We start from the raw sequence: 18,106 nt of genomic DNA on the forward strand, positions 1-18,106 counted from the left end.
TGATGGTGCAGCCCCTCGCCGCCGAAACCATCACAGGATTCCTCGGCCGGCTCGCCACCGCCAACGCCCTCACTCCCCGCGATCTTCGGCTGCACGTCACGGACCTCGCTGGGCTGTCGCCCACACGTCCCAACCTCGAGCGCGCTGCAGCGTGGGTAGAGCGGCTCGGCGGTATCAAGCCCGGGCACTTCGGGGACGCTGCCCGCAGGAACGCGATGTATGTCCGTTGCCAGCACTATGCCTGGCAGCCGACGCTCTGCAAACGCTGCGGGTACACGCAGGCGGCGCGAACTGCCTGCCGTCGATGCGCGAGAGGTGAGCAGACTTCGGTGCGTAGAAGGGGAGGCGCGGTCTGCAACCGCCATCAGCGCTGGCACATTGACGGGGCTGACATCGACCTCACCCCGTTCCCGGAGTACGCCCACGCTGAGCGTTGCCTGTCCGGCACGCTTTGGAAGCGCGGCATCGGACTCACTACCGGCGAGCTCCAACTGGCCGCTTCTCTCATTCGGTACTGGTCGATCGAGGAGCGCGCCGAGGGGAGAATCGCCGATCGAATGGCAACGATCGGGGTCGACTCGCTCGATGCCGACAACGTGTTCCTCGCGGCCTACCCCGAAATCGTGCGCTTGACCACGATCATCACCGACCTGTCCTTCGCGAGCTACCTTCTGAGCCCGCGATTCAGCCTTGCAGAGCAAGTCTGGGCTCTCGAAGCCGCAGTCGTCACCGTCATGAACGGCTGCACGACCCCACGGCTCCATCAGGTTGCTGAACGGATCGTGGCGCGAGGGAAGCTGGCCGTCGAGACCGCGTTCGGCATGCGCCAGAACGCGCACAACACACGCCCCGCGAACCTCGAGAAGGCACTCATCGCCTCGTCGCAACGGCACCGTTCCTGCTTGCTCCGCCACCTCAGCACCGTGAGGATCCAAATCCTGCCCTATACGCCGGGAGTTGCCGTTCCTTCAAGTCGGGTGCTCTCGCGTCGAAGGTCGGTGCCGGACCTGGCCGACGAGTCCGCAAGCTGAAGGTGGGCGCGGCGCACTAGTCGACGCTGCACCGGGATGTGACCTGCATATGGATGAATCCGTCGATCGTCGACGAGTCGCGGATGCTCATCTTCTCCACCGGCAGCGCGTCGCTGTAGCGGATGTCCTCCTGCATGGCTCGATCTGCGGAGTAGCCCTCCGCGTCCCAGACCTGGAGGATTCGTGCCAGTGAGGAGCCATTGTCCGCGGTCGCGAACGTGATCCCGAGTCCGCTTTGCGTACCGTTCTCACCGCACGTGGTCGACACTACCGAGAGCTCAGCGGGGTCGAGTAGCCCCCCTGCGGAGTCGCGCACCGGGCCGACCGCTGCGTCCAATGACGCTGCGACCATGTTTCGGAGGCCTGCTCGTGCCTCATCCGTGTCGTAGGTCGGCGCTGCTGGCGTAGAAGGAATCGGTGTCCGTGCGCCGGCGCTGAACCCGCAAGAAAGCGTGCGGTCGGTGAGCTTCGGGAGCGTGAACGCCGGGTTGCCGTCGGCGGACACCGGCGTTGCCGAGTAGTCGAAGGCGAAGCTGTACCAGACCTCGAGCGAATCGCCCGTATCGACCACGGTGTAGGCGCCGTCCGCGAAGGGGTGGTAACCGTCATCAGCGGTGAACTGGTCGACGGTGGTGACCAGCAGACCATCCCTTCGGGACACGGTCCCCCACGCCGCGAAAAGAAACGACTCCTCTTCGATGACGTATCCGGTCTCACAGCCGCTGGCCACCAGTGGCACGACGGTTGCCGAGGAAGTGAGTAACCACACGACGCCCGCGAGCCCAGTCGCCCCGATTGCCGCGATTCGCGCAGGAACGAGGAGAAGGAGCCAGACGCGAGGAACAGGGATGGCACACAGGCCCACGGCCAGTGCTCCCAGCGCGGCGATGAGCGCGAGGCCTCCGAGTCGATCGGAGTCAAGTGTGCCGATCAGGACTGAAGTCGCGCCGTCAGATGCCGTGGAGATGGAAAGCAGCGTTGTGAGGATGATCATCGCGCTGCACAGAATCGCACCAGCGATCAGGACCACGATCTTGCGTCCGCGCCGCGACCGTGAGGCTGTCTCACCATCGTTTTTGACGAGAGGGGCGGTAGACACCCCGCCATCCTATGAGGACCAATCTGACGCGCAGCTGCACGATCTACGCGAGGCTATCGCGCGCGGTTCACCTCGCGATGCTGTTCGGACCCGCCCTTTAGGGTGGGTCATATGCGGCCCCGCTTAGTGCTTCTGCTCACCTCGCTGATCGCGTTCAGCCTGACCGGCTGCGCAACGGCCGATACGGGAGCGGGGAGTGCGGCGTCGGCTGCCACCTCACCGTCATCCTCGCCTAGTGAATCGGCGGCGATCGCCACGATGGGGAGCACCGACCCTGAAGCGCAGGCGCAAGCGCGCGCATGGCTCAATTCCGCAGCGCTCCCCCCCGGTGCGGTCCCTGCCGATGCGAGCGTGGCGACGTTCAGCTCGTACACGGGCTGGCCCTGTGGTCCCGTCGCTGAGCTGGAGGGGTTCTGGTCAATTCCTGACGCAACCGTGAGCGCAACTGCGAACTGGCTTCGCGCGAATTCGACTGCAGATCTCATCTCGACTTCGGTGGGGGCGGTCCCCGACGATCCCGGCATCCAATCGGCGATCGTGGGGTACATCCCAGCCGAGGGTGCACAGGAGGGAATCGTTTACACCGTCGAGAAGACCACAAACGGCGTCGCGGTGCGCGCCGAGGTCGCAGCGCAGACAGCCGAGGCGTCCTGCCCTGCGTTGCCGGACGGCGGGCAGTACGGTGCACCGGGCCAAGGGTGAGGTCAGGGCAAAACCAGCACGGAATACTCGTTCGTTTCCGTGTCGCAGGTCGTGATGCGCCACTCGGGCTCGCCGCCCTCCATCGCGCGGGCCATCTCGATGATCAATGGGCTCGGCCACTCTTCGCCTGAGCGTTGAGCGGCATCGAGGATGCCGCTCCCGGAGAGCTGCTGCTCGGCCTCAGTGAGCTCCACCTCGTGCGAGGCGAGTGTCTCGAGGGTGCGGACATCCACGATCGACTCTCGGCCGTAGCTCGGGTCGTTCTTCTGCTCGCCGAGCACGTCGTGTCTGGTGTCAGCGCTGCGAAGTCGCCAGACCCATCGCGAATCCACGTACTCGAGTCGCAAACCGACGATGCTCCCGCCGACAGCGTCCGACTCGCCCGGTAGGGACTCCAGGAAGTCTGTGGGCCACGACAGCTCGGACGGCATGCAGGTGCCGGGGTAGTTCTCGCCAACCGCGCCCGGAGCGGCGGGAACCGTCGCGCATCCGGAACATCCGACGAGCGCCGCCACGGTCACGCTGACTGAGAGAACCCATCTCCTGATCACCATTGGCCACCTTTCGTCGTTCGGGTCAGAGCCTACCTACGCTGGTCTACGTGTCTTCCTCCGTTGCCGATCGACGCGCGATGCTCATCGTTGGGCTGACGCGCATCTGCGTCGCCATTCTCGTGGTGTTCGTTCTGGTGCTGACCTTTGTAGGGCGCATATCCGTGGGAGACACGAACCCCTTCGACTACTTCGGCTACTTCACGAACCAAACCAGTCTGCTCGCGAGCATCGTCTTTGTAGCAACAGGTTCACTCATGGTTGCTGGCAGACCCGTGCCCAGTTGGCTCATGTCCGCACGGGGCGTCGCAGCGGCATGCCTCGTCGTGGTCGCTGTGATCTACAACGTGCTTGTACCCGGGACTGGAACGGCGCCCGCCTGGGTGAGCGCCGTCCTGCACGTGGGCTTCCCACTCTTCGTCTTGGGCGACTGGTTGATCGTCGGAGATCGTGCGCCTCTTCCCTGGCGCAGATTATGGATCGTCCTGCCATATCCGGTCGGTTGGCTCACGGTCGTCCTTATTCGCGGAGCTACAGACGGGTGGGTGCCCTACGGGTTCCTGCTACCCGAGCGCGGCGCCGCAGCGCTCGTCGGGCATTCGGTAGGACTCTTGCTTGCGCTTCTTGCAGCTGGTTCAGCTATCTGGGCGGGCTCGCGCGTGCGTGGCCTGGTCCTGCGCGCTCGGGTACTGGCGTCGAGCCCCGTCTAGCTGATCGACTGTCCGACCGCCTACAGGCTCGTTGTCAGACAGCCGACGCAAAGCTCCCGAGCAACGGTCACCGAGAGGTGAAATCGTGCGGGATCTCAGCCACAACATCGATGGCAGAAACTACAGATTCACTGTCATTGGACACTTGACCACGGCGTCGGGATGTGTACAGTGTGAACATACGTATCCGCACACTCGGAGGTTCCGATGCCGAGCACGACCGACCACGCTCTTCCGCCCGTCGTCGACGCCGAGTCGTGGCGCCGAGAACTCGCCGAGCTCCGTGTCCGCGAGAAGGCAGCCACTCGTGAGCTCGACGCCATCGCCGCGCTGCGGCGGCGCCTGCCGATGGTGGAGCTGCCGGACTACATGCTCGTCGGGAAGGACGGGCCGCTGCGGCTCGTCGACGTCTTCGACGGCAGGACGCAGCTGATCACGTACCACCACATGTGGTTCGAGGGGAAGGAATGGCACTGCCCCGGCTGCACCGGGTACACCTCGCAGTTCACCCGGCTGGAGTTCCTCGAGCCGTACGATGCCCGCTTCGTGATCGTCACGACGGGGCCGATCGACGAGGCGCTGGCCTACAAGGAGAGGACGGGGAACCGGATGGAGTGGTTCTCGACGGCGGACAGCCCGTTCGGCGCCGACATGGATGCGCCGGCCGGCGGCGGGTTTGCGGTGAACGTCTTCCTCCGCGACGGCGACACGGTGTACCGCACGTGGCACACCGACGGCCGCGGCACCGAGCAGCTGAGCCATACCTTCCCGCTCATCGATCTCCTCCCGTTCGGACGGCAGGAGTCCTGGCAGGACTCTCCGGAGGGCTGGCCGCGATCGGACACGTTCGACGGCTGGCTCAGCTCGCAGCAGGTGGCAGAGCTTTACGGAGCCGGCTCGGCCCGTCGCGACTGAGCCTCAAGACGAGGATGCCGCACCCCGCGACTGCGGCCGGGGTGCGGCATCCGTCATCCGAGCGCGCCGATCAGCGCGCGCCGGTCAGTACCAGTCCGTGGCCTGGCTGTGTCCCCACGCGGCGCACGGTGTGCCGTAGGCGCGCTTGATGTAATCCAGGCCCCACGCGATCTGCGTCGTCGCGTTGGTCTGCCAGTCGGAGCCGAAGCTGGCCATCTTGTCGCCCGGGAGCGACTGGGGGATGCCCGTCGCGCCGCTCGAGCCGTTGTAGGCCTGATAGTTCCAGTCGGACTCCTTGTCCCACAGCGAGTCGAGGCACGAGAACTCGCCGTCGCCCCAGCCGTACTGCGACGCCGCCATCTGGCGGGCCGTGGCCTTCGCGCCGTCGACGGTGTTGGCGGCGGCCAGCGCGGCCGCGGCGGCAGCGGCCGCCTCCGCCTGGCGCTGCGCCTCGGCGGCGGCAGCAGCGGCGGCTGCGGCGGCGGCCTCTTCGGCGGCCTTCTTCTCCTTGGCCGCGTCGAGGTGCCCGCGCAGGTCGGCGACGCGCTCCTGCACCTCGGCGGTGACGGCCGTGGCGTCGGCGGCGAGACCGGGGATGAGCAGCATGGGCACGACGTCGAGCTTCGAGAGGCGCTCGGCGGCATCGTGCAGCGCCGACGTCTCGATCGTGGTGTCCTCGACGCCGATGTCGAGACCCGAGGCCTCGATGTCGGCCGTGAGGGCATCGGCCTCGGTCTGCGCGACGCGAGCGGCCAGGAGCGTGCCCTGGGCTTCGACGCGGATGTCGCGGAGGGTCTCGGCGGCGGCATCCGGCGCGGCGGCGGTGGCGATCGCGGTGGCGGCCAGCGGGGCGGCGGCCGCGAGGGCGGGGGAGGCGAGAGTGAGGCCCGCGGTGAGGATGATGCCGAAGGCGGTGCCGGTGGCGACGGCCGGGCCGAAGAGTCGGTGACGGCGGCGGAGGGAGCGACGGGAGGGAGCAGGCGACTGGTCTGTATGCATGGGGAACGTAACGAATCTCTCGGGTATCGCGCCGCGGGTACCGGCGCCCGTGCGCCCTCGGGTCGGACACACAAGTCCCCGATTCTGCCTCATCCCGTCTGGACGACTCCCGGCCGTTTGCTGAACGGAACCTCAGAGCGCTTTCCCGCAGAAGTGCTGATCCGGACGCCGGAAATCCACCTCTCGCCAGGGGATCAGACAAGAGGGGCGGATGCCGATCCTCCCGGCATCCGCCCCTCCGACGCTTTTCGCTAGACCGTTCGGTGGGCGGCGTAGTACGCGAGCAGGGCGCGGGTCGAGGCATCCTGAGCCGCGATCGCCGACTCGTCGCCCTCGATCGCGGGCGCGATCTGCAGAGCGAGCTGCTTGCCGAGCTCGACGCCCCACTGGTCGAACGAGTTGACGCCCCAGATGACGCCCTGCGTGAAGGTGATGTGCTCGTACAGCGCGACGAGCTGACCGAGCACGGCGGGGGTCAGCGCGGGCGCGAAGATCGACGTGGTCGGCTTGTTGCCGGCGAAGGTGCGGGCCGCCACGAGCGCGCCTGTCGTGCCCTCGGCCTCCACCTCCGCTGCGGTCTTGCCGAACGCGAGCGCCTTCGTCTGCGCCAGGAAGTTCGACAGGAACAGCCCGTGCACGTCTCGGCCGCCGTCCTCGAGCGGGTACGCGGGGTTCGCGAAGGCGATGAAGTCGGCGGGGATCAGCCGCGTGCCCTGGTGGATGAGCTGGTAGAACGCGTGCTGCCCGTTCGTCCCCGGCTCCCCCCAGAACACCTCGCCGGTGTCGGTGGTGACGGGGGAGCCGTCCCAGCGGACCGACTTACCGTTGGACTCCATCGTGAGCTGCTGCAGGTAGGCGGCGAAGCGGCTGAGCTGCTGGGCATAGGGAAGGACCGCGTGCGACTGCGCGCCCAGGAAGTTCGAGTACCAGACGTTGAGGAGGCCCATCAGCACGGGCACGTTGCGCTCGAGGGGGGTCGTGCGAACGTGCTCGTCGACGGCGTGGAAGCCGGCCAGGAGCTCGCGGAACACGTCGGGTCCGAGCTCGATCATGAGCGACAGCCCGATGGCGGAGTCCACCGAGTAGCGGCCGCCCACCCAGTCCCAGAAGCCGAACGCGTTCACCGGGTCGATGCCGAAGGCGGCGACCTTGTCGAGCGCGGTCGAGACCGCGACGAAGTGGTGGGCGACGGCATCCGTCTTCTGCTCCTCGGTGCCGTCGATCGCCCCGGAACCCTGGAGCCCGGCCCACAGCCAGTCCCGGGCGAGGCGCGCGTTCGTCAGCGTCTCGAGCGTGGTGAACGTCTTCGACGCGACGATGAAGAGCGTCGTCTCGGGGTCGAGGTCCTTCGTCTTGCTCGCGAGGTCGAAGGGGTCGATGTTCGACACGAAGCGGGCCTGGATCCCGGCCGTCGCGTACGGCTCGAGCGCGGCCGAGATCATGACGGGACCGAGGTCCGATCCGCCGATGCCGATGTTGACGATGTGCGTGACCTTCTTGCCGGTCACGCCGTTCCACTGGCCGGAGCGCACCCGGTCGGCGAAGGCGGTCATCGCCGTCAGCACGGACTGGACGTCGGCGTCGATGTCCTGCCCGTCCACGACGAGGGCCGGCTGCGCGCCCGCGGGGCGCCGCAGCGCCGTGTGGAGCACCGCGCGGTCCTCGGTGGTGTTGATGTGCTCACCGGCGATCATCGCGGCGTAGCGCTCGGCCACCCCCGTCTGCTCCGCCAGGCGCACGAGGGCGGCGAGGATCCCGTCGGTGACGAGGTTCTTCGACAGGTCGACGTGGAGGTCGGCCAGCTCGAAGCTGAGACGCTCCGCGCGGCGGGGATCGATCGCGAACCACTCGCGCAGGTCGGGGGCGAACGAGTCGCGGAGGGAGCTGAGCTCGGCCCAGGCGGACGTGGCGGTGGCATCGACGGGAGCAGTCACGCCACTACCGTACTCGCGCCGGTCGGCGGCACGGTTTCGTGTTGCTCACGGCCGGATCGTGTGCGTTGTGAGTCCGACCTCCCGTCCGTCGGTGCGCTTCCGGGCCACCCGGACGTGTCGCATCCCGCTGCTCGACGGTGTGCCGACGCGATCGTCCGTCGGGGCTCGGTAGCGTTGCGGCGTGGCGGTGAGTCAGTCCCGGAGGGCTCGAGCGGCGCGCCGGCGTGCCCGTCGCGTCGGCGCGGCCGACAACGACCTGAGCGTCCAGGAGTGGCAGGCGCTCCTGGAGGCGTGGGGCGCCTGCGCCTACTGCGGCACGGCAGTGGGCCCGTTCCAGAAGGACTGCGTGCTGCCGATCTCGCGCGGCGGCCGGTACACGTTCGAGAACGTCGTGCCGGCGTGCCGCTCGTGCAACGCGAGCAAGTGCAACGACGAGGTGACGGGGTGGCTGCGTCGCAAGCGTCTGGACGAGCGGGCCTTCCTGCTCCGTCACATCGAGGTGCTGGCCGCGTGGCGGGCATCGGCGACGGTGGTCGAGGCGCCGGCCGGCGCGCCGGGGGGCCGACGCGCCGGCTCTGAGGCTCCGGAGCGCTCCTGAGCATCGACCTCCGGCCCGCCGGGGTGCGCGAAGCGGCCCGCGCGTCCGGGTCGCGCGGGTCGCTCCGCGGGGATGCCCGCTACTGCGCGGCGTACCCGCCGTCGACCAGGTGGTAGCTCCCGCTGACGAAGGTCGCGGCATCCGACGACAGGAACGCGACGAGGTTCGCGACCTCCTGCGGGTCCCCGAGGCGACCGAGCGCGTGCTTGGCCGCGAGGGCCGCCTGCGCGTCGGCGTCGAGGTTGGCGTCGACGAGCGGCGTGTGGATGAAGCCGGGCCCGACGGCGTTGACGCGCACGCCCTGGGCGCCGTACTCCAGCGCGGCGTTCTTGGTGAGTCCGACGACGCCGTGCTTGGCGGTGACGTACGCCGACGACATCGGGATGCCCACCGAGCCGAGCACCGATGAGATGTTCACGATCGACCCGCCGCCGTTCGCGGCGATGGCGGGGGCCTGCGCCCGCGTGCCGTAGAACACCGCATTCAGGTTGATATCGATGACCTTCTGCCACGAGTCGATCGGGTACTCGCCCATCGGCGCTGCCGCGCCGCCGATTCCCGCGTTGTTCACGGCGATCCGCAGCGGGGCCATCGCCTGGGCGGCGTCCACCGCTGCCTGTCCGGCGGCCGGGTCCGCGACGTCGCCCACGAACGCCGCGGCGGTGCCGCCGGCCTGGGCGATCTCCGCGACCACGGCGTCGGCGGCTTCCTGTCGCACGTCGGCGACGAGGACGGCCGCTCCGTTCGCCGCGAGGGTGAGGGCGACCGCCCGGCCGATGCCGGACCCGGCGCCCGTGACGATGGCAGAACGCTCCGCGACATCGTACGTAGCCATGATTACCTCCGTTGGTGGCGTCATCGCGTGGCGCCCTGTGACTTTCCGACATGTGTCGGCTATACATGCCCTAACCTACACCTGTCGGAAAACATTCCCGGAGGCCTGATGGATCCCCGCAAGCGACGCAGCCGCGATCGCCTCTTCGCCGCGGCGCTGGACCTCGCCGCGGGAGAGCCCATCTCGCAGCTGACGGTCACCCGTATCGCCGCAGCCGCGCGCGTGCACCGCTCGACGTTCTACGAGCACGCCGACTCGCCGGAGCGGCTCGTCGAGGAGGCGCTCATGGCCGAGCTCGACGCTCTCCGGCGCGAGCTGATGGAAGACCGGTCGGATGCCGCGACCGCCCTCGCGACGGTGACCGAGGGTGTGCTCCGCCACATCCTGCGGCACGCCGACATCTACCGCCGCGAGCTGGCCGGCGGCGGCGGAGCCCTGCACGCCATGCTCAGCCGCCATTTCCGAGGCACCACCGAGACGCTGCTCGCGCGCGGTCGCGTCGAGCTCGACCTGCCGGTGAAGGACATGCCCGCCGCGACGGTGTCGGACGCGGCCGCCCGGTTCCTCGCCGACGGCACGGTCGGGGTCATCGGCGGCTGGCTGCGGCATCCGGATCCGCGGGTCGAGGACTTCCTGCGCGTGTACACCGCGCTGCTTCCCGCGTGGTGGCCGCACCGATCGGTCGCGTGAACGGCGGAGGACGCCGGCGATCGCACCCCGGATCTACTCCTCGGAGACACCTCCGCGGCTGAGGAGCGCGATGCCGTCGAGCACCGCGCGCGTCGTCGCGGCGGCGCCGAGGACGCGGAAGTGGCCGGCCGTCGGCACGACGATGTTCGTCGCGCCGTCCAGCGCGCTGCCCTCGGGGATGTGCGGATCCCAGGGCCCGAAGACCGAGACGATGCGGCCGTTCACCGACGCGTCGCGCCCGAGGGTCACGATGGTCTCGTCGTCGGGGCGGAAGGCGCGGATGCTCGGGATCACGAAGAGACCCGCCAGCCGCGACCCGCCGAAGGGGGTCGCCACGGCCACGAGACCCAGCACGCCGAGGGGGCGGCCGTCCTCGGTGGTCGCGGCGGCCGCCGCCGCGGGGTCGCCGCCGGTGGCGGCCTCGACCGCCGCACGCGCCGCCGCGCCCGACGAGACGAGCAGGTGCTTGCCGATGAGCCCGCCCTTGCTGTGCGCCACGAGCACCCGGCCCGCGGGAGGAGGCGGCGTGTCGCTCAGGATCCGGCCCAGGATCTCGGCCGTGTGGGGGACGCCGCGTCGGTTGACGCCGAGGCCGTGCACCACCCGCACTCGGTGCCCCGCGCGGGCGAGGGCGTCGCCGAGGGGGCGCAGGAACGTCCAGTGCTCGTAGACGCCGGGCAGCAGATACACCTCCGGCAGCTCCGGGTCGTCCCGGCTCCACGCGGCCGGAGCGGGGCGGGGACGCCCGATGGCCCACGGGAGCGACAGCACCGCGAGCTGCCGTCGCGCCGCGTAGGCGTAGTCCGCCGCCCACCACAGCCCTCGGCGCACCAGCGAGTGCCGCGCGGTCGGGATCGCCTCGCGAGTGGCCGCCATGCGCGAAAGTCTAGGAGGGTGAAGCGGTGGGGTGGGCCGGTGCCGTGCCCGCGGGTGCGCCCCGGACGCCGGTGATCGCCGCCTCGACGACGTTCGCGGCGAGGGCGTCGATCACGCCCGGCGGCTGCCACCGGACCGGACCGTGCACGGCGATCTCGGCGAATCCGTGCACGGACGACCAGCAGGCCCACTCGGCGTAGGGGCGGCGATCGGCCGACAGCGCGCCGGAGTCGACCATCTCGTCGAGCGTCTGCATCAAGAGCCGGAACGGCGCCACGATCTCGTCGTCCAGCGTGACGATGCCGTCGTTGGCGTGCGTGTCCTGCGTGAAGAAGGCGGTCTCGAACCACCCGTTCTCGGCGCGGGCGAAGTCGATGTAGGCGAGACCGACGCGGCGGAGGCGCTCGATCGCGCGGTCGGCCGGCGCGAGGTCGGCGGGCGCGAGCGCGACGCGGTCGGCGATGGCGCGGGCGAGGGCGAGCTGCGCTTCGGCGGCGACGGCTCGCACGAGGGCGTCGCGGTCGCGGAAATGCCGGTACGCGGCGTTCGGCGACACGCCCGCCGCGCGCGTCGCCTCCCGGAGCGTCACGGCGCCCGGGCCGCCGGTGCGGGCGAGCTGCAGCCCCTCCGCGATGAGCGCACGTCGGAGGTCGCCGTGATGATAGGTGCGCGGTGTGATCATTGCGCCGCCCCGCTCGGGTGTGTACGGTGTGAACATTCCATGTGAACGGTGTCCACATTCACTGTATCGCCCACCCCCAGCCCCCACCGCGAACACGCCGGAGGACCCATGAGCCAGCCGACCCCGGGGCGTGCCGCGCGCTCCGACGAGATGGCGCAGCACACGCCGGGTGAGCGCACGCTGCGCGCGTTCTACCAGGTGCTCGTCAACACCGCGGTGGCCAACGTCACGACGAGCTATCTCTGGTTCGCCCTGACGTTCTGGGTGTACCTCGAGACCCGGTCGGTGCTGGCGACCGCGATCATCGGCGGCTCGTACATGCTCCTGGTCGCCGTGTTCGGCGTGGTCTTCGGCGTGATCGTCGACCGCATGAAGAAGAAGGCCGTGATGCTCCTGTCGAGCGTCGTCACGACGGCCGCCTACCTGGTCGCCGGCGCCCTGTTCCTCGCGTTCCCCGAGAGCACGCTGCTGGACTGGCAGGGGCCGTGGTTCTGGGTGTTCTCGGGCGTGATCCTCCTCGGTGGCGTGGTGGAGAACCTCCGCAACATCGCGCTGTCCACGACCGTGACGCTGCTCGTGCCGGCGGAGCGACGGGACCGGGCCAACGGCCTGGTGGGCGCCGTGCAAGGCATCGCGTTCATGGTGACCAGCGTGTTCTCCGGCCTGTCGATCGGACTCCTCGGCATGGGGTGGACCATCGCGATCGCGATCGCGGCGACCGGCGTGGCGCTCGTTCACCTGCTCTTCGTGCCGATCCCCGAGCGAGGCGTGGCGCACGTCGAGGGCGAGGCGCCGAAGAGCTTCGGCTTCCGCGGCGTCATCCCGGCGGTGATGGCCGTCCCGGGTCTGCTGGCCCTGATCCTGTTCGCCACCTTCAACAATCTCGTGGGCGGCGTCTTCATGGCTCTGATGGACCCGTACGGTCTGACGCTGTTCTCCGTCGAGCTGTGGGGGATCGTGCTGGGCGTGACGAGCTTCGGCTTCATCATCGGCGGTGCACTGGTGGCGAAGTTCGGTCTGGGCAGGAACCCGGTCCGCACGCTGCTGCTCGTGAACATCGGCATCGCGCTGCTCGGCATGACCTTCGCGATCCGCGAGTGGTGGTGGCTGTACGCCCTCGGGATCCTCATCTTCATGAGCCTGATGCCGATCGCCGAGGCCTCGGAGCAGACCATCGTGCAGCGCGTCGTGCCGTATGACAAGCAGGGGCGCGTGTTCGGGTTCGCGGCGAGCGTGGAGTCCGCCGCGGCGCCCGTGTCGGCATTCATCATCGGGCCGGTCGCGCAGTTCTGGCTCATCCCGTACATGGAGTCGCCGCAGGGGCAGGAGAGGTTCGGCTGGCTCCTCGGCGACGGCGAGGCCCGCGGCATCGCGCTCGCGTTCGTCGGCGCGAGCCTGCTGCTGCTCCTGGTCGTGCTGCTCGCCTTCTTCTCCAAGCCGTACCGCGACCTGTCCGCCGCGTACGCCGCGGCCCCGCCGTCGCTGGCCACCGACGACGGTACGTCGGCCCTCGGCCCGCGCGACGAGGACGACGGGGCCGGGGGACCGGACCGCACGCTCGACGCGATCGGCGAGGCCGGAGAGGATCTGCGCTCGGGCCTGCGCTGATCGCGCGACGGCTCCCCCGAGGCAGCTCAGAGCTCGGGCGTGCGCGGCGGCACTCTCCGGCGCACGCGCAGAACCTCGAACGCGGACGCCCACGCCAGCAACGCGGCGTCGTCGTACGCGCGCCCGGCGATCGTCAGCCCGATGGGCATGCCGATGTCCGCCATCGTGCCCATCGGCACGGTCACCGTCGGGATGCCGAGGTGGCGGATCGCGAGGTTCCCGTTGGCGACCCACACCCCGTTGCGCCAGCCGAGATCGGCGGATGACACGTTCACGTCCATGTCCGCGCGGCCGACGTCGGCAACGGCCGGGAAGAGCACGGCATCCAATCCCTGCCGCGACATCCACTCCTCGAGGTCGAGGCGGCGGGTCTCCTCGAGACCGCGGATGCCGCGCTCGATCTCGGGGATGTCGGTGAACGACGCGTACGGGTGCTCGCGCACCTGTGCCGGGTACGTGGCGATGTCGTCGTCGAAACCGGTGTAGCGGTCGGGAAGCGCACCCTCGGGGTGGGGGAAGATGGCGGCGCCGTCGACGTCATCGAGCCGGTCCAGCGAGGGATCGCCGTTCGCCCGGAGGAAGTCGTCCCACGCCCAGGCCGAGAGGTCGACGATCTCGCGCCGGAGGAACTCCTCGGGCACGAGGCCGCGGGTTCTGATGGTCGGCGCGCCGGGGCGGTCGCCCTCGTAGTTCGTGACCGTGGGGAAGTCGACCTCCACGACCTCCGCGCCGGCGGCCTCGAGGTCGCGGCGCGCCTGCTCCCACAGCGACAGCACCGACGGGCGCGTCTCGATGGGGGTTCCGGTGGGGCCGCCGATGCCCCCGGCGGTCCCCGCCTCGGGGTCGGCGCCGATGTACATGCGCGGCACGCCGAACCGGCGCCCGGCCAGGGCGGCCCGCGCCGCATCCCCGTCGGGCGCCGCCAACGCGGGGTAGGACGCGGGGCGTGCGGCCGAGGCATCCGGGATCTGGATCCAGGGCTGCGCCCGCCAGAAGTCGCCCCGGGTCTCTGGGTCGTCGGCGACCAGGACGTCGAGGACTTCGAGCAGGTCGCGCATCGTGCGGGTGTGCGGGACGACGACGTCCATGGTGGGCACGAGCGGCCAGTTGCCGCGCACCGAGATGACGCCGCGCGATGGCGTGTAGGCGCACAGCGCGTTGTACGAGGCGGGCGCGCGGCCGCTCGACCAGGTCTCCTCGCCGAGGCCGAAGGCCGCGAACGAGGCCGCCGTCGCGGTGCCCGAGCCGTTGGACGACCCCGAGCCGAACGCCGAGGTGAGGTAGTCGGCGCTGTAGGGGCTCTCGGCGCGCCCGTACACGCCCCGCTGCATGCCTCCGTTCGCCATCGGGGGCATGTTGGTGAGCCCGAGCAGGATGCAGCCGGCCCCGCGGAGGCGCTCGATCGAGAAGGCGTCCCGCTGGGCGACGAGATCCTGGAACGCGGGCGACCCCGCCGCCACGGTGAGACCCTTCGCCATGAACGAGTCCTTGGCGGTGTACGGGATGCCGTCGAGCGGACCCAGCGCGCGGCCTTCGGCGCGCCGGAGATCGGATGCCGCCGCCTCGGCCCGCGCGTCGGGGTTGCGCACGACCACGGCGTTGAGGGCGGTCTCGGTGCCCGTGGCGTCGTACGCGTCGATGCGGGCGAGGTAGGCGTCGACGAGCTCCACGCTCGTCACGGCGCCGGACTCGAGGGCCTCGCGGAGCTCGGCGATCGTCTTCTCGACCACGGGGTACATCACGTGTCACACCTGGGGCTCATGGGGCCACGACCTTCGGCTGCTGCTGGGTGATGCAGTGGATGCCGCCACCGCCGGCGAAGATCTGGCGGGCGTCGACCGTCACGACGCGCCGACCGGGATACGCCGCCCCGAGGATCTCGCGCGCCTGGGCGTCGGCGCGCTCTTCGCCGAAGCCGCAGGCGATCACACCGCCGTTGACGACGAGGTGGTTGACGTAGCTGTAGTCGACGAAGCCCTCGTCGTCGCGGAGGGTCGCGGGGGCGGGCAGGTCGATGATCTCGAATGTGCGGCCGGCGGCATCCGTCTGCTCCGACAGGAACGCGTGCAGTTCGCGCGACACCCCGAAGTCCGGGTGCTCGGGGTTCTGCTGCACATGCAGGAGCACGCGGCCGGGCGTCGGGATCGTGGCCACGATGTCGACGTGCCCCTTCGTGCCGAACGCGTCATAGTCGCGGGTGAGGCCGCGGGGGAGCCACACCACCGTCGTGGCGCCGATGGTGCGGCGAAGCTCCGCCTCGACGCGGGCCTTGTCGGCGAAGGGGTTGCGGCGAGGGTCCAGCTGCACGGTCTCGGTGACGAGCACGGTGCCCTCGCCGTCGACGTGGATGCCGCCGCCCTCGTTCACCAGCAGCGAACTGACGAGGTCGGCCCCCACCAGCCCGGCCGTGAAGCGGGCGTGCTCGGCGGCCCTCGCCCACGACGCCCACGCCGGGGCTCCCCACCCGTTGAACACCCAGTCCACCGCTCCGAGCACGCCCGGGCGCTCGTCGTCGACGACGAAGGTGGGGCCGTGGTCGCGGAACCAGAACTCGTCGACCGGGGTCTCGACGATCTCGATCGCGGAGTCCAGCATGCGCCGCGCGCGCTCGGTCTTGGAGGGATCGGCGAGCATCGTGACCGGCTCGAAGCCGGCGACGGCGTTGGCCACGTCGCTCCATGCCGCGTAGAAGCGCTCCTGCTCGGTGGGATCGTCGCCCAGGGTGGGGCCCTCGTTCGGGAAGGCCATCCAGGTGCGCTCGTGCGGGTCGCCCTCGTGCGGCATCCTCCACGCCATCGTCGTGGGTCCCTTCGTGTCGGCGATCGCCGCAGCGCGGCATCCGTGATCGTCCAGTGATCACTAGAGAAGATATCCATGCGCGAGCCGCCGGCACCACGAGGGTCGTCGCCCGGCCCGCTACCGCGAGCGGATGCCGCGGCGCAAGCCCCTCCAACCCCAGGGCGACCCGGTCGTACGGTCGGGGCAGTGGAAGGAGGGCACCATGACCAGCCAGCCCTACGACGGTCCCATGGACGACGACCGTGACGACGACACCATCCTCGACCCGCTGCTGCGCCCGGACGAGGACGATCGCCCGCTGGACTCCGACATCGACGACGACCAGGTCGACAGCGCGGAAGCCGACGAGCGCGCAGCGCGCGAGGGGGAGATCGGCACGGATCAGCTCCCGTGACGACACCCGGCCCGGCCGCCCCGCCGTGCGGGATCCACGCCAGGATGGAAGCATGAGCGCGATCCCCACCGTGATCCTGAACGACGGAGCCTGGTTCCCCGAACTCGGCCTCGGCACCTACAACCTGCGGGGCGAGGAGGGGATCACGGCCATGGTCGCCGCGATCGAAGCCGGCTACCGGCTGCTGGACACCGCGGTCAACTACGAGAACGAGCGCGAGGTCGGCGAGGCGGTCCGCCGCAGCAGCGTCGCGCGCGACAAGATCCTCGTCGCGTCGAAGATCCCCGGCCGGCACCACGGGCGGCAGGAGGCCGTCGACAGCGTCAAGGGGTCGCTGGACGCCCTGGGGCTGGACCGCATCGACCTGCATCTCATCCACTGGCCGAACCCGAGCGTCGGCCGGTACGTCGACACGTGGCGCGGCCTGATCGACGCCCGCACGCAGGGGCTGGTGCGCTCGATCGGCGTCTCGAACTTCACGGAGGAGATGCTCACCGAGCTCATCGAGGAGACGGGGGTCGTCCCCGCCGTGAACCAGGTGGAGCTGCATCCGTACTTCCCGCAGGAGGCGCTGCGCGCCTTCCACGCCACGCACGGCATCCGCACCGAGAGCTGGAGCCCGCTCGCGCGCCGCAGTGAGCTGCTCACCGAGCAGCTGGTGCAGGAGCTGGCCACCGTGCACGACGTGACGCCCACGCAGGTCGTCCTGCGGTGGCACACGCAGATCGGCAGCACGCCCATCCCGAAGTCGGTCGACCCCGACCGGCAGCGGGAGAACGCCGACATCTTCGACTTCGCCCTCACCGACGACCAGCTCGCCGCGATCAGCGGTCTGGAGCGCGGTCGGCTGTGGGACGGCGACCCCCTCACGCACGAGGAGATGTAAGCCGGCTCACCCTCTCAGGCGTCAGGAAGGGCGTCCAGCCACTCGGTGTACGTCTGCGTGCCGTGCAGCGCGTCGGGGCCGGGGAGCAGCGCACCGGAGCGGAGCGCGCGCCCCAGGGCGCCGGGGGTGTGCAGCTCGGGCAGCGGGCCGCGGTAGCCGATCGCGTGCGCGTACCGGTGCACCATGTCGGCCAGGCTCTCCTCGCGAGGACCGCCGAGGTCGGTGGCTCGACCTGCGGGATCGTGCTCGGCGAGGTCGACGAGGTGTCGCGCCACCTCGCGCACCGCGATCGGCTGCACGCGTCCGGTCGGGGCGACGTGGGCGCCGGCGTGCGTGCGGTGGAACATCATCGCCGCGTACTCGTGGAACTGCGTCGTGCGCAGGATCGTCCACGGCACCGCGCCGCGCGAGACGAGCCGTTCCTGCGCGAGCTTTCCGGCGTAGTAGCCGTCCGGCGCCGCCTCGGCCCCCACGATCGTCAGCGCGAGGTGATGCGGCACGCCGGCCGCGCGCTCCGCCGAGAGCAGGGTCTTCGTCACCCCCGCGAAGAACATCACCGAGACGTCCGGCCTCGCCGTCACCACGTTCGTGACGTCGATCACCGCGTCCACCCCTTCGAGGGCCGGACCGAGCCCCGCGCCGCTCAGCAGCTCGATCCCGGCACTGCGTGACAGCGCGACGACCCGGTGACCCCGCTCGCGCGCGACCGCGGCGATGTGCGCGCCGGTCATGCCGGTGCCGCCGGCAATCGCGAGTCTCACGGATCCCCCTCGGGTGCGGGTCGTCTGGACTCCCCA

The 18,106-nt window shown here is 70.1% G+C and carries 19 protein-coding genes; 9 read left to right on the forward strand and 10 right to left on the reverse strand.

The genetic code is table 11. The features are described 5' to 3' along the window. Window positions 1-2 precede the first annotated feature (2 nt). Window positions 3-1,031 (forward strand): hypothetical protein, encoded by a 1,029-nt coding sequence (locus ACZBH1_RS10040; RefSeq protein ID WP_463646291.1) that lies wholly within the window; start codon window positions 3-5, stop codon window positions 1,029-1,031. A gap of 16 nt (window positions 1,032-1,047) precedes the next feature. Here ACZBH1_RS10040 and ACZBH1_RS10045 read toward each other — a convergent pair whose 3' ends face one another. Continuing rightward, window positions 1,048-2,130: a hypothetical protein gene (locus ACZBH1_RS10045; RefSeq protein WP_463646292.1), complete on the reverse strand. Its 1,083-nt coding sequence runs from the start codon at window positions 2,128-2,130 to the stop codon at window positions 1,048-1,050. 126 nt (window positions 2,131-2,256) lie between these two features. Between ACZBH1_RS10045 and ACZBH1_RS10050 the strand changes: the two genes are divergently transcribed. Beyond that, on the forward strand, window positions 2,257-2,832 hold the full coding sequence (locus ACZBH1_RS10050) for a hypothetical protein (protein WP_463646293.1): 576 nt from the start codon (window positions 2,257-2,259) through the stop codon (window positions 2,830-2,832). A 2-nt stretch (window positions 2,833-2,834) separates the two neighbouring features. Here ACZBH1_RS10050 and ACZBH1_RS10055 read toward each other — a convergent pair whose 3' ends face one another. Then, entirely contained in the window at window positions 2,835-3,353 is a 519-nt protein-coding gene (locus tag ACZBH1_RS10055) for a hypothetical protein (protein WP_463646294.1), read from the reverse strand. An 80-nt stretch (window positions 3,354-3,433) separates the two neighbouring features. Here ACZBH1_RS10055 and ACZBH1_RS10060 point away from each other — a divergent pair, with 80 nt between their 5' ends. Further along, the gene (locus tag ACZBH1_RS10060; RefSeq protein WP_463646295.1) at window positions 3,434-4,093 is read left to right on the forward strand and encodes a Pr6Pr family membrane protein; all 660 of its coding nucleotides are present in this window, start codon (window positions 3,434-3,436) and stop codon (window positions 4,091-4,093) included. Between the two features lie 207 nt (window positions 4,094-4,300). Then, window positions 4,301-5,008: a DUF899 domain-containing protein gene (locus tag ACZBH1_RS10065; RefSeq protein ID WP_463646296.1), complete on the forward strand. Its 708-nt coding sequence runs from the start codon at window positions 4,301-4,303 to the stop codon at window positions 5,006-5,008. Between the two features lie 84 nt (window positions 5,009-5,092). Here ACZBH1_RS10065 and ACZBH1_RS10070 read toward each other — a convergent pair whose 3' ends face one another. Both ACZBH1_RS10070 and pgi read right to left on the reverse strand, forming a co-directional pair. Continuing rightward, a complete protein-coding gene (locus tag ACZBH1_RS10070) occupies window positions 5,093-6,007 on the reverse strand; it encodes an aggregation-promoting factor C-terminal-like domain-containing protein (RefSeq protein ID WP_336394709.1) in 915 nt (304 codons plus the stop codon). Between the two features lie 251 nt (window positions 6,008-6,258). Continuing rightward, window positions 6,259-7,941, reverse strand: a complete 1,683-nt coding sequence (pgi, locus tag ACZBH1_RS10075; protein WP_463646297.1) for a glucose-6-phosphate isomerase — start codon at window positions 7,939-7,941, stop codon at window positions 6,259-6,261. Window positions 7,942-8,122: 181 nt separating this feature from the next. On the opposite strand from pgi, the gene ACZBH1_RS10080 reads away from it, so the two are divergent. Continuing rightward, window positions 8,123-8,539, forward strand: coding sequence for an HNH endonuclease (locus ACZBH1_RS10080; RefSeq protein ID WP_463646298.1), 417 nt, complete (start codon window positions 8,123-8,125; stop codon window positions 8,537-8,539). A 79-nt stretch (window positions 8,540-8,618) separates the two neighbouring features. Here the strand turns inward: ACZBH1_RS10080 and ACZBH1_RS10085 are convergent, their stop codons facing one another. Beyond that, window positions 8,619-9,374 (reverse strand): SDR family NAD(P)-dependent oxidoreductase, encoded by a 756-nt coding sequence (locus ACZBH1_RS10085; RefSeq protein ID WP_336394712.1) that lies wholly within the window; start codon window positions 9,372-9,374, stop codon window positions 8,619-8,621. Between the two features lie 108 nt (window positions 9,375-9,482). Here ACZBH1_RS10085 and ACZBH1_RS10090 point away from each other — a divergent pair, with 108 nt between their 5' ends. Then, window positions 9,483-10,064 carry a TetR/AcrR family transcriptional regulator gene (locus ACZBH1_RS10090; RefSeq protein ID WP_463646299.1) on the forward strand — a complete coding sequence of 194 codons (582 nt, stop codon included), beginning with the start codon at window positions 9,483-9,485 and terminating at the stop codon, window positions 10,062-10,064. Between the two features lie 33 nt (window positions 10,065-10,097). Here ACZBH1_RS10090 and ACZBH1_RS10095 read toward each other — a convergent pair whose 3' ends face one another. Beyond that, window positions 10,098-10,940, reverse strand: coding sequence for a lipase family protein (locus ACZBH1_RS10095; RefSeq protein ID WP_336394714.1), 843 nt, complete (start codon window positions 10,938-10,940; stop codon window positions 10,098-10,100). A gap of 10 nt (window positions 10,941-10,950) precedes the next feature. Continuing rightward, complete coding sequence (locus ACZBH1_RS10100; RefSeq protein WP_336394715.1) at window positions 10,951-11,622, reverse strand: TetR/AcrR family transcriptional regulator; 672 nt, start codon at window positions 11,620-11,622, stop codon at window positions 10,951-10,953. 108 nt (window positions 11,623-11,730) lie between these two features. Here ACZBH1_RS10100 and ACZBH1_RS10105 point away from each other — a divergent pair, with 108 nt between their 5' ends. Next, entirely contained in the window at window positions 11,731-13,230 is a 1,500-nt protein-coding gene (locus ACZBH1_RS10105; RefSeq protein ID WP_463646300.1) for an MFS transporter, read from the forward strand. A gap of 26 nt (window positions 13,231-13,256) precedes the next feature. Here the strand turns inward: ACZBH1_RS10105 and ACZBH1_RS10110 are convergent, their stop codons facing one another. Further along, on the reverse strand, window positions 13,257-14,969 hold the full coding sequence (locus tag ACZBH1_RS10110; RefSeq protein WP_463646677.1) for an amidase: 1,713 nt from the start codon (window positions 14,967-14,969) through the stop codon (window positions 13,257-13,259). A gap of 19 nt (window positions 14,970-14,988) precedes the next feature. Then, the gene (locus ACZBH1_RS10115; RefSeq protein ID WP_463646301.1) at window positions 14,989-16,026 is read right to left on the reverse strand and encodes an agmatine deiminase family protein; all 1,038 of its coding nucleotides are present in this window, start codon (window positions 16,024-16,026) and stop codon (window positions 14,989-14,991) included. Between the two features lie 205 nt (window positions 16,027-16,231). Here ACZBH1_RS10115 and ACZBH1_RS10120 point away from each other — a divergent pair, with 205 nt between their 5' ends. Together ACZBH1_RS10120 and ACZBH1_RS10125 are read left to right on the forward strand one after the other, a co-directional pair. Next, entirely contained in the window at window positions 16,232-16,423 is a 192-nt protein-coding gene (locus ACZBH1_RS10120; protein WP_463646302.1) for a hypothetical protein, read from the forward strand. 52 nt (window positions 16,424-16,475) lie between these two features. Further along, window positions 16,476-17,309, forward strand: a complete 834-nt coding sequence (locus tag ACZBH1_RS10125) for an aldo/keto reductase (protein WP_463646303.1) — start codon at window positions 16,476-16,478, stop codon at window positions 17,307-17,309. Window positions 17,310-17,323: 14 nt separating this feature from the next. On the opposite strand, the gene ACZBH1_RS10130 is transcribed toward ACZBH1_RS10125, so the two are convergent. Beyond that, window positions 17,324-18,070, reverse strand: coding sequence for an SDR family oxidoreductase (locus ACZBH1_RS10130; RefSeq protein WP_336394721.1), 747 nt, complete (start codon window positions 18,068-18,070; stop codon window positions 17,324-17,326). Between the last annotated feature and the right edge of the window lie 36 nt (window positions 18,071-18,106).

The organism is Microbacterium sp. ZXT2-5, assembly GCF_055329545.1.

Coding starts and splice junctions, on each gene's coding strand:
- ACZBH1_RS10125 (WP_463646303.1), top strand. CDS start 16,476: ATGAGCGCGATCCCCACCGTGATCCTGAACGACGGAGCCTGGTTCCCC.
- ACZBH1_RS10090 (WP_463646299.1), top strand. CDS start 9,483: ATGGATCCCCGCAAGCGACGCAGCCGCGATCGCCTCTTCGCCGCGGCG.
- ACZBH1_RS10110 (WP_463646677.1), bottom strand. CDS start 14,969: ATGTACCCCGTGGTCGAGAAGACGATCGCCGAGCTCCGCGAGGCCCTC.
- ACZBH1_RS10115 (WP_463646301.1), bottom strand. CDS start 16,026: ATGGCGTGGAGGATGCCGCACGAGGGCGACCCGCACGAGCGCACCTGG.
- ACZBH1_RS10095 (WP_336394714.1), bottom strand. CDS start 10,940: ATGGCGGCCACTCGCGAGGCGATCCCGACCGCGCGGCACTCGCTGGTG.
- ACZBH1_RS10040 (WP_463646291.1), top strand. CDS start 3: ATGGTGCAGCCCCTCGCCGCCGAAACCATCACAGGATTCCTCGGCCGG.
- ACZBH1_RS10100 (WP_336394715.1), bottom strand. CDS start 11,622: ATGATCACACCGCGCACCTATCATCACGGCGACCTCCGACGTGCGCTC.
- ACZBH1_RS10085 (WP_336394712.1), bottom strand. CDS start 9,374: ATGGCTACGTACGATGTCGCGGAGCGTTCTGCCATCGTCACGGGCGCC.
- ACZBH1_RS10070 (WP_336394709.1), bottom strand. CDS start 6,007: ATGCATACAGACCAGTCGCCTGCTCCCTCCCGTCGCTCCCTCCGCCGC.
- ACZBH1_RS10105 (WP_463646300.1), top strand. CDS start 11,731: ATGAGCCAGCCGACCCCGGGGCGTGCCGCGCGCTCCGACGAGATGGCG.
- ACZBH1_RS10065 (WP_463646296.1), top strand. CDS start 4,301: ATGCCGAGCACGACCGACCACGCTCTTCCGCCCGTCGTCGACGCCGAG.
- ACZBH1_RS10120 (WP_463646302.1), top strand. CDS start 16,232: ATGACCAGCCAGCCCTACGACGGTCCCATGGACGACGACCGTGACGAC.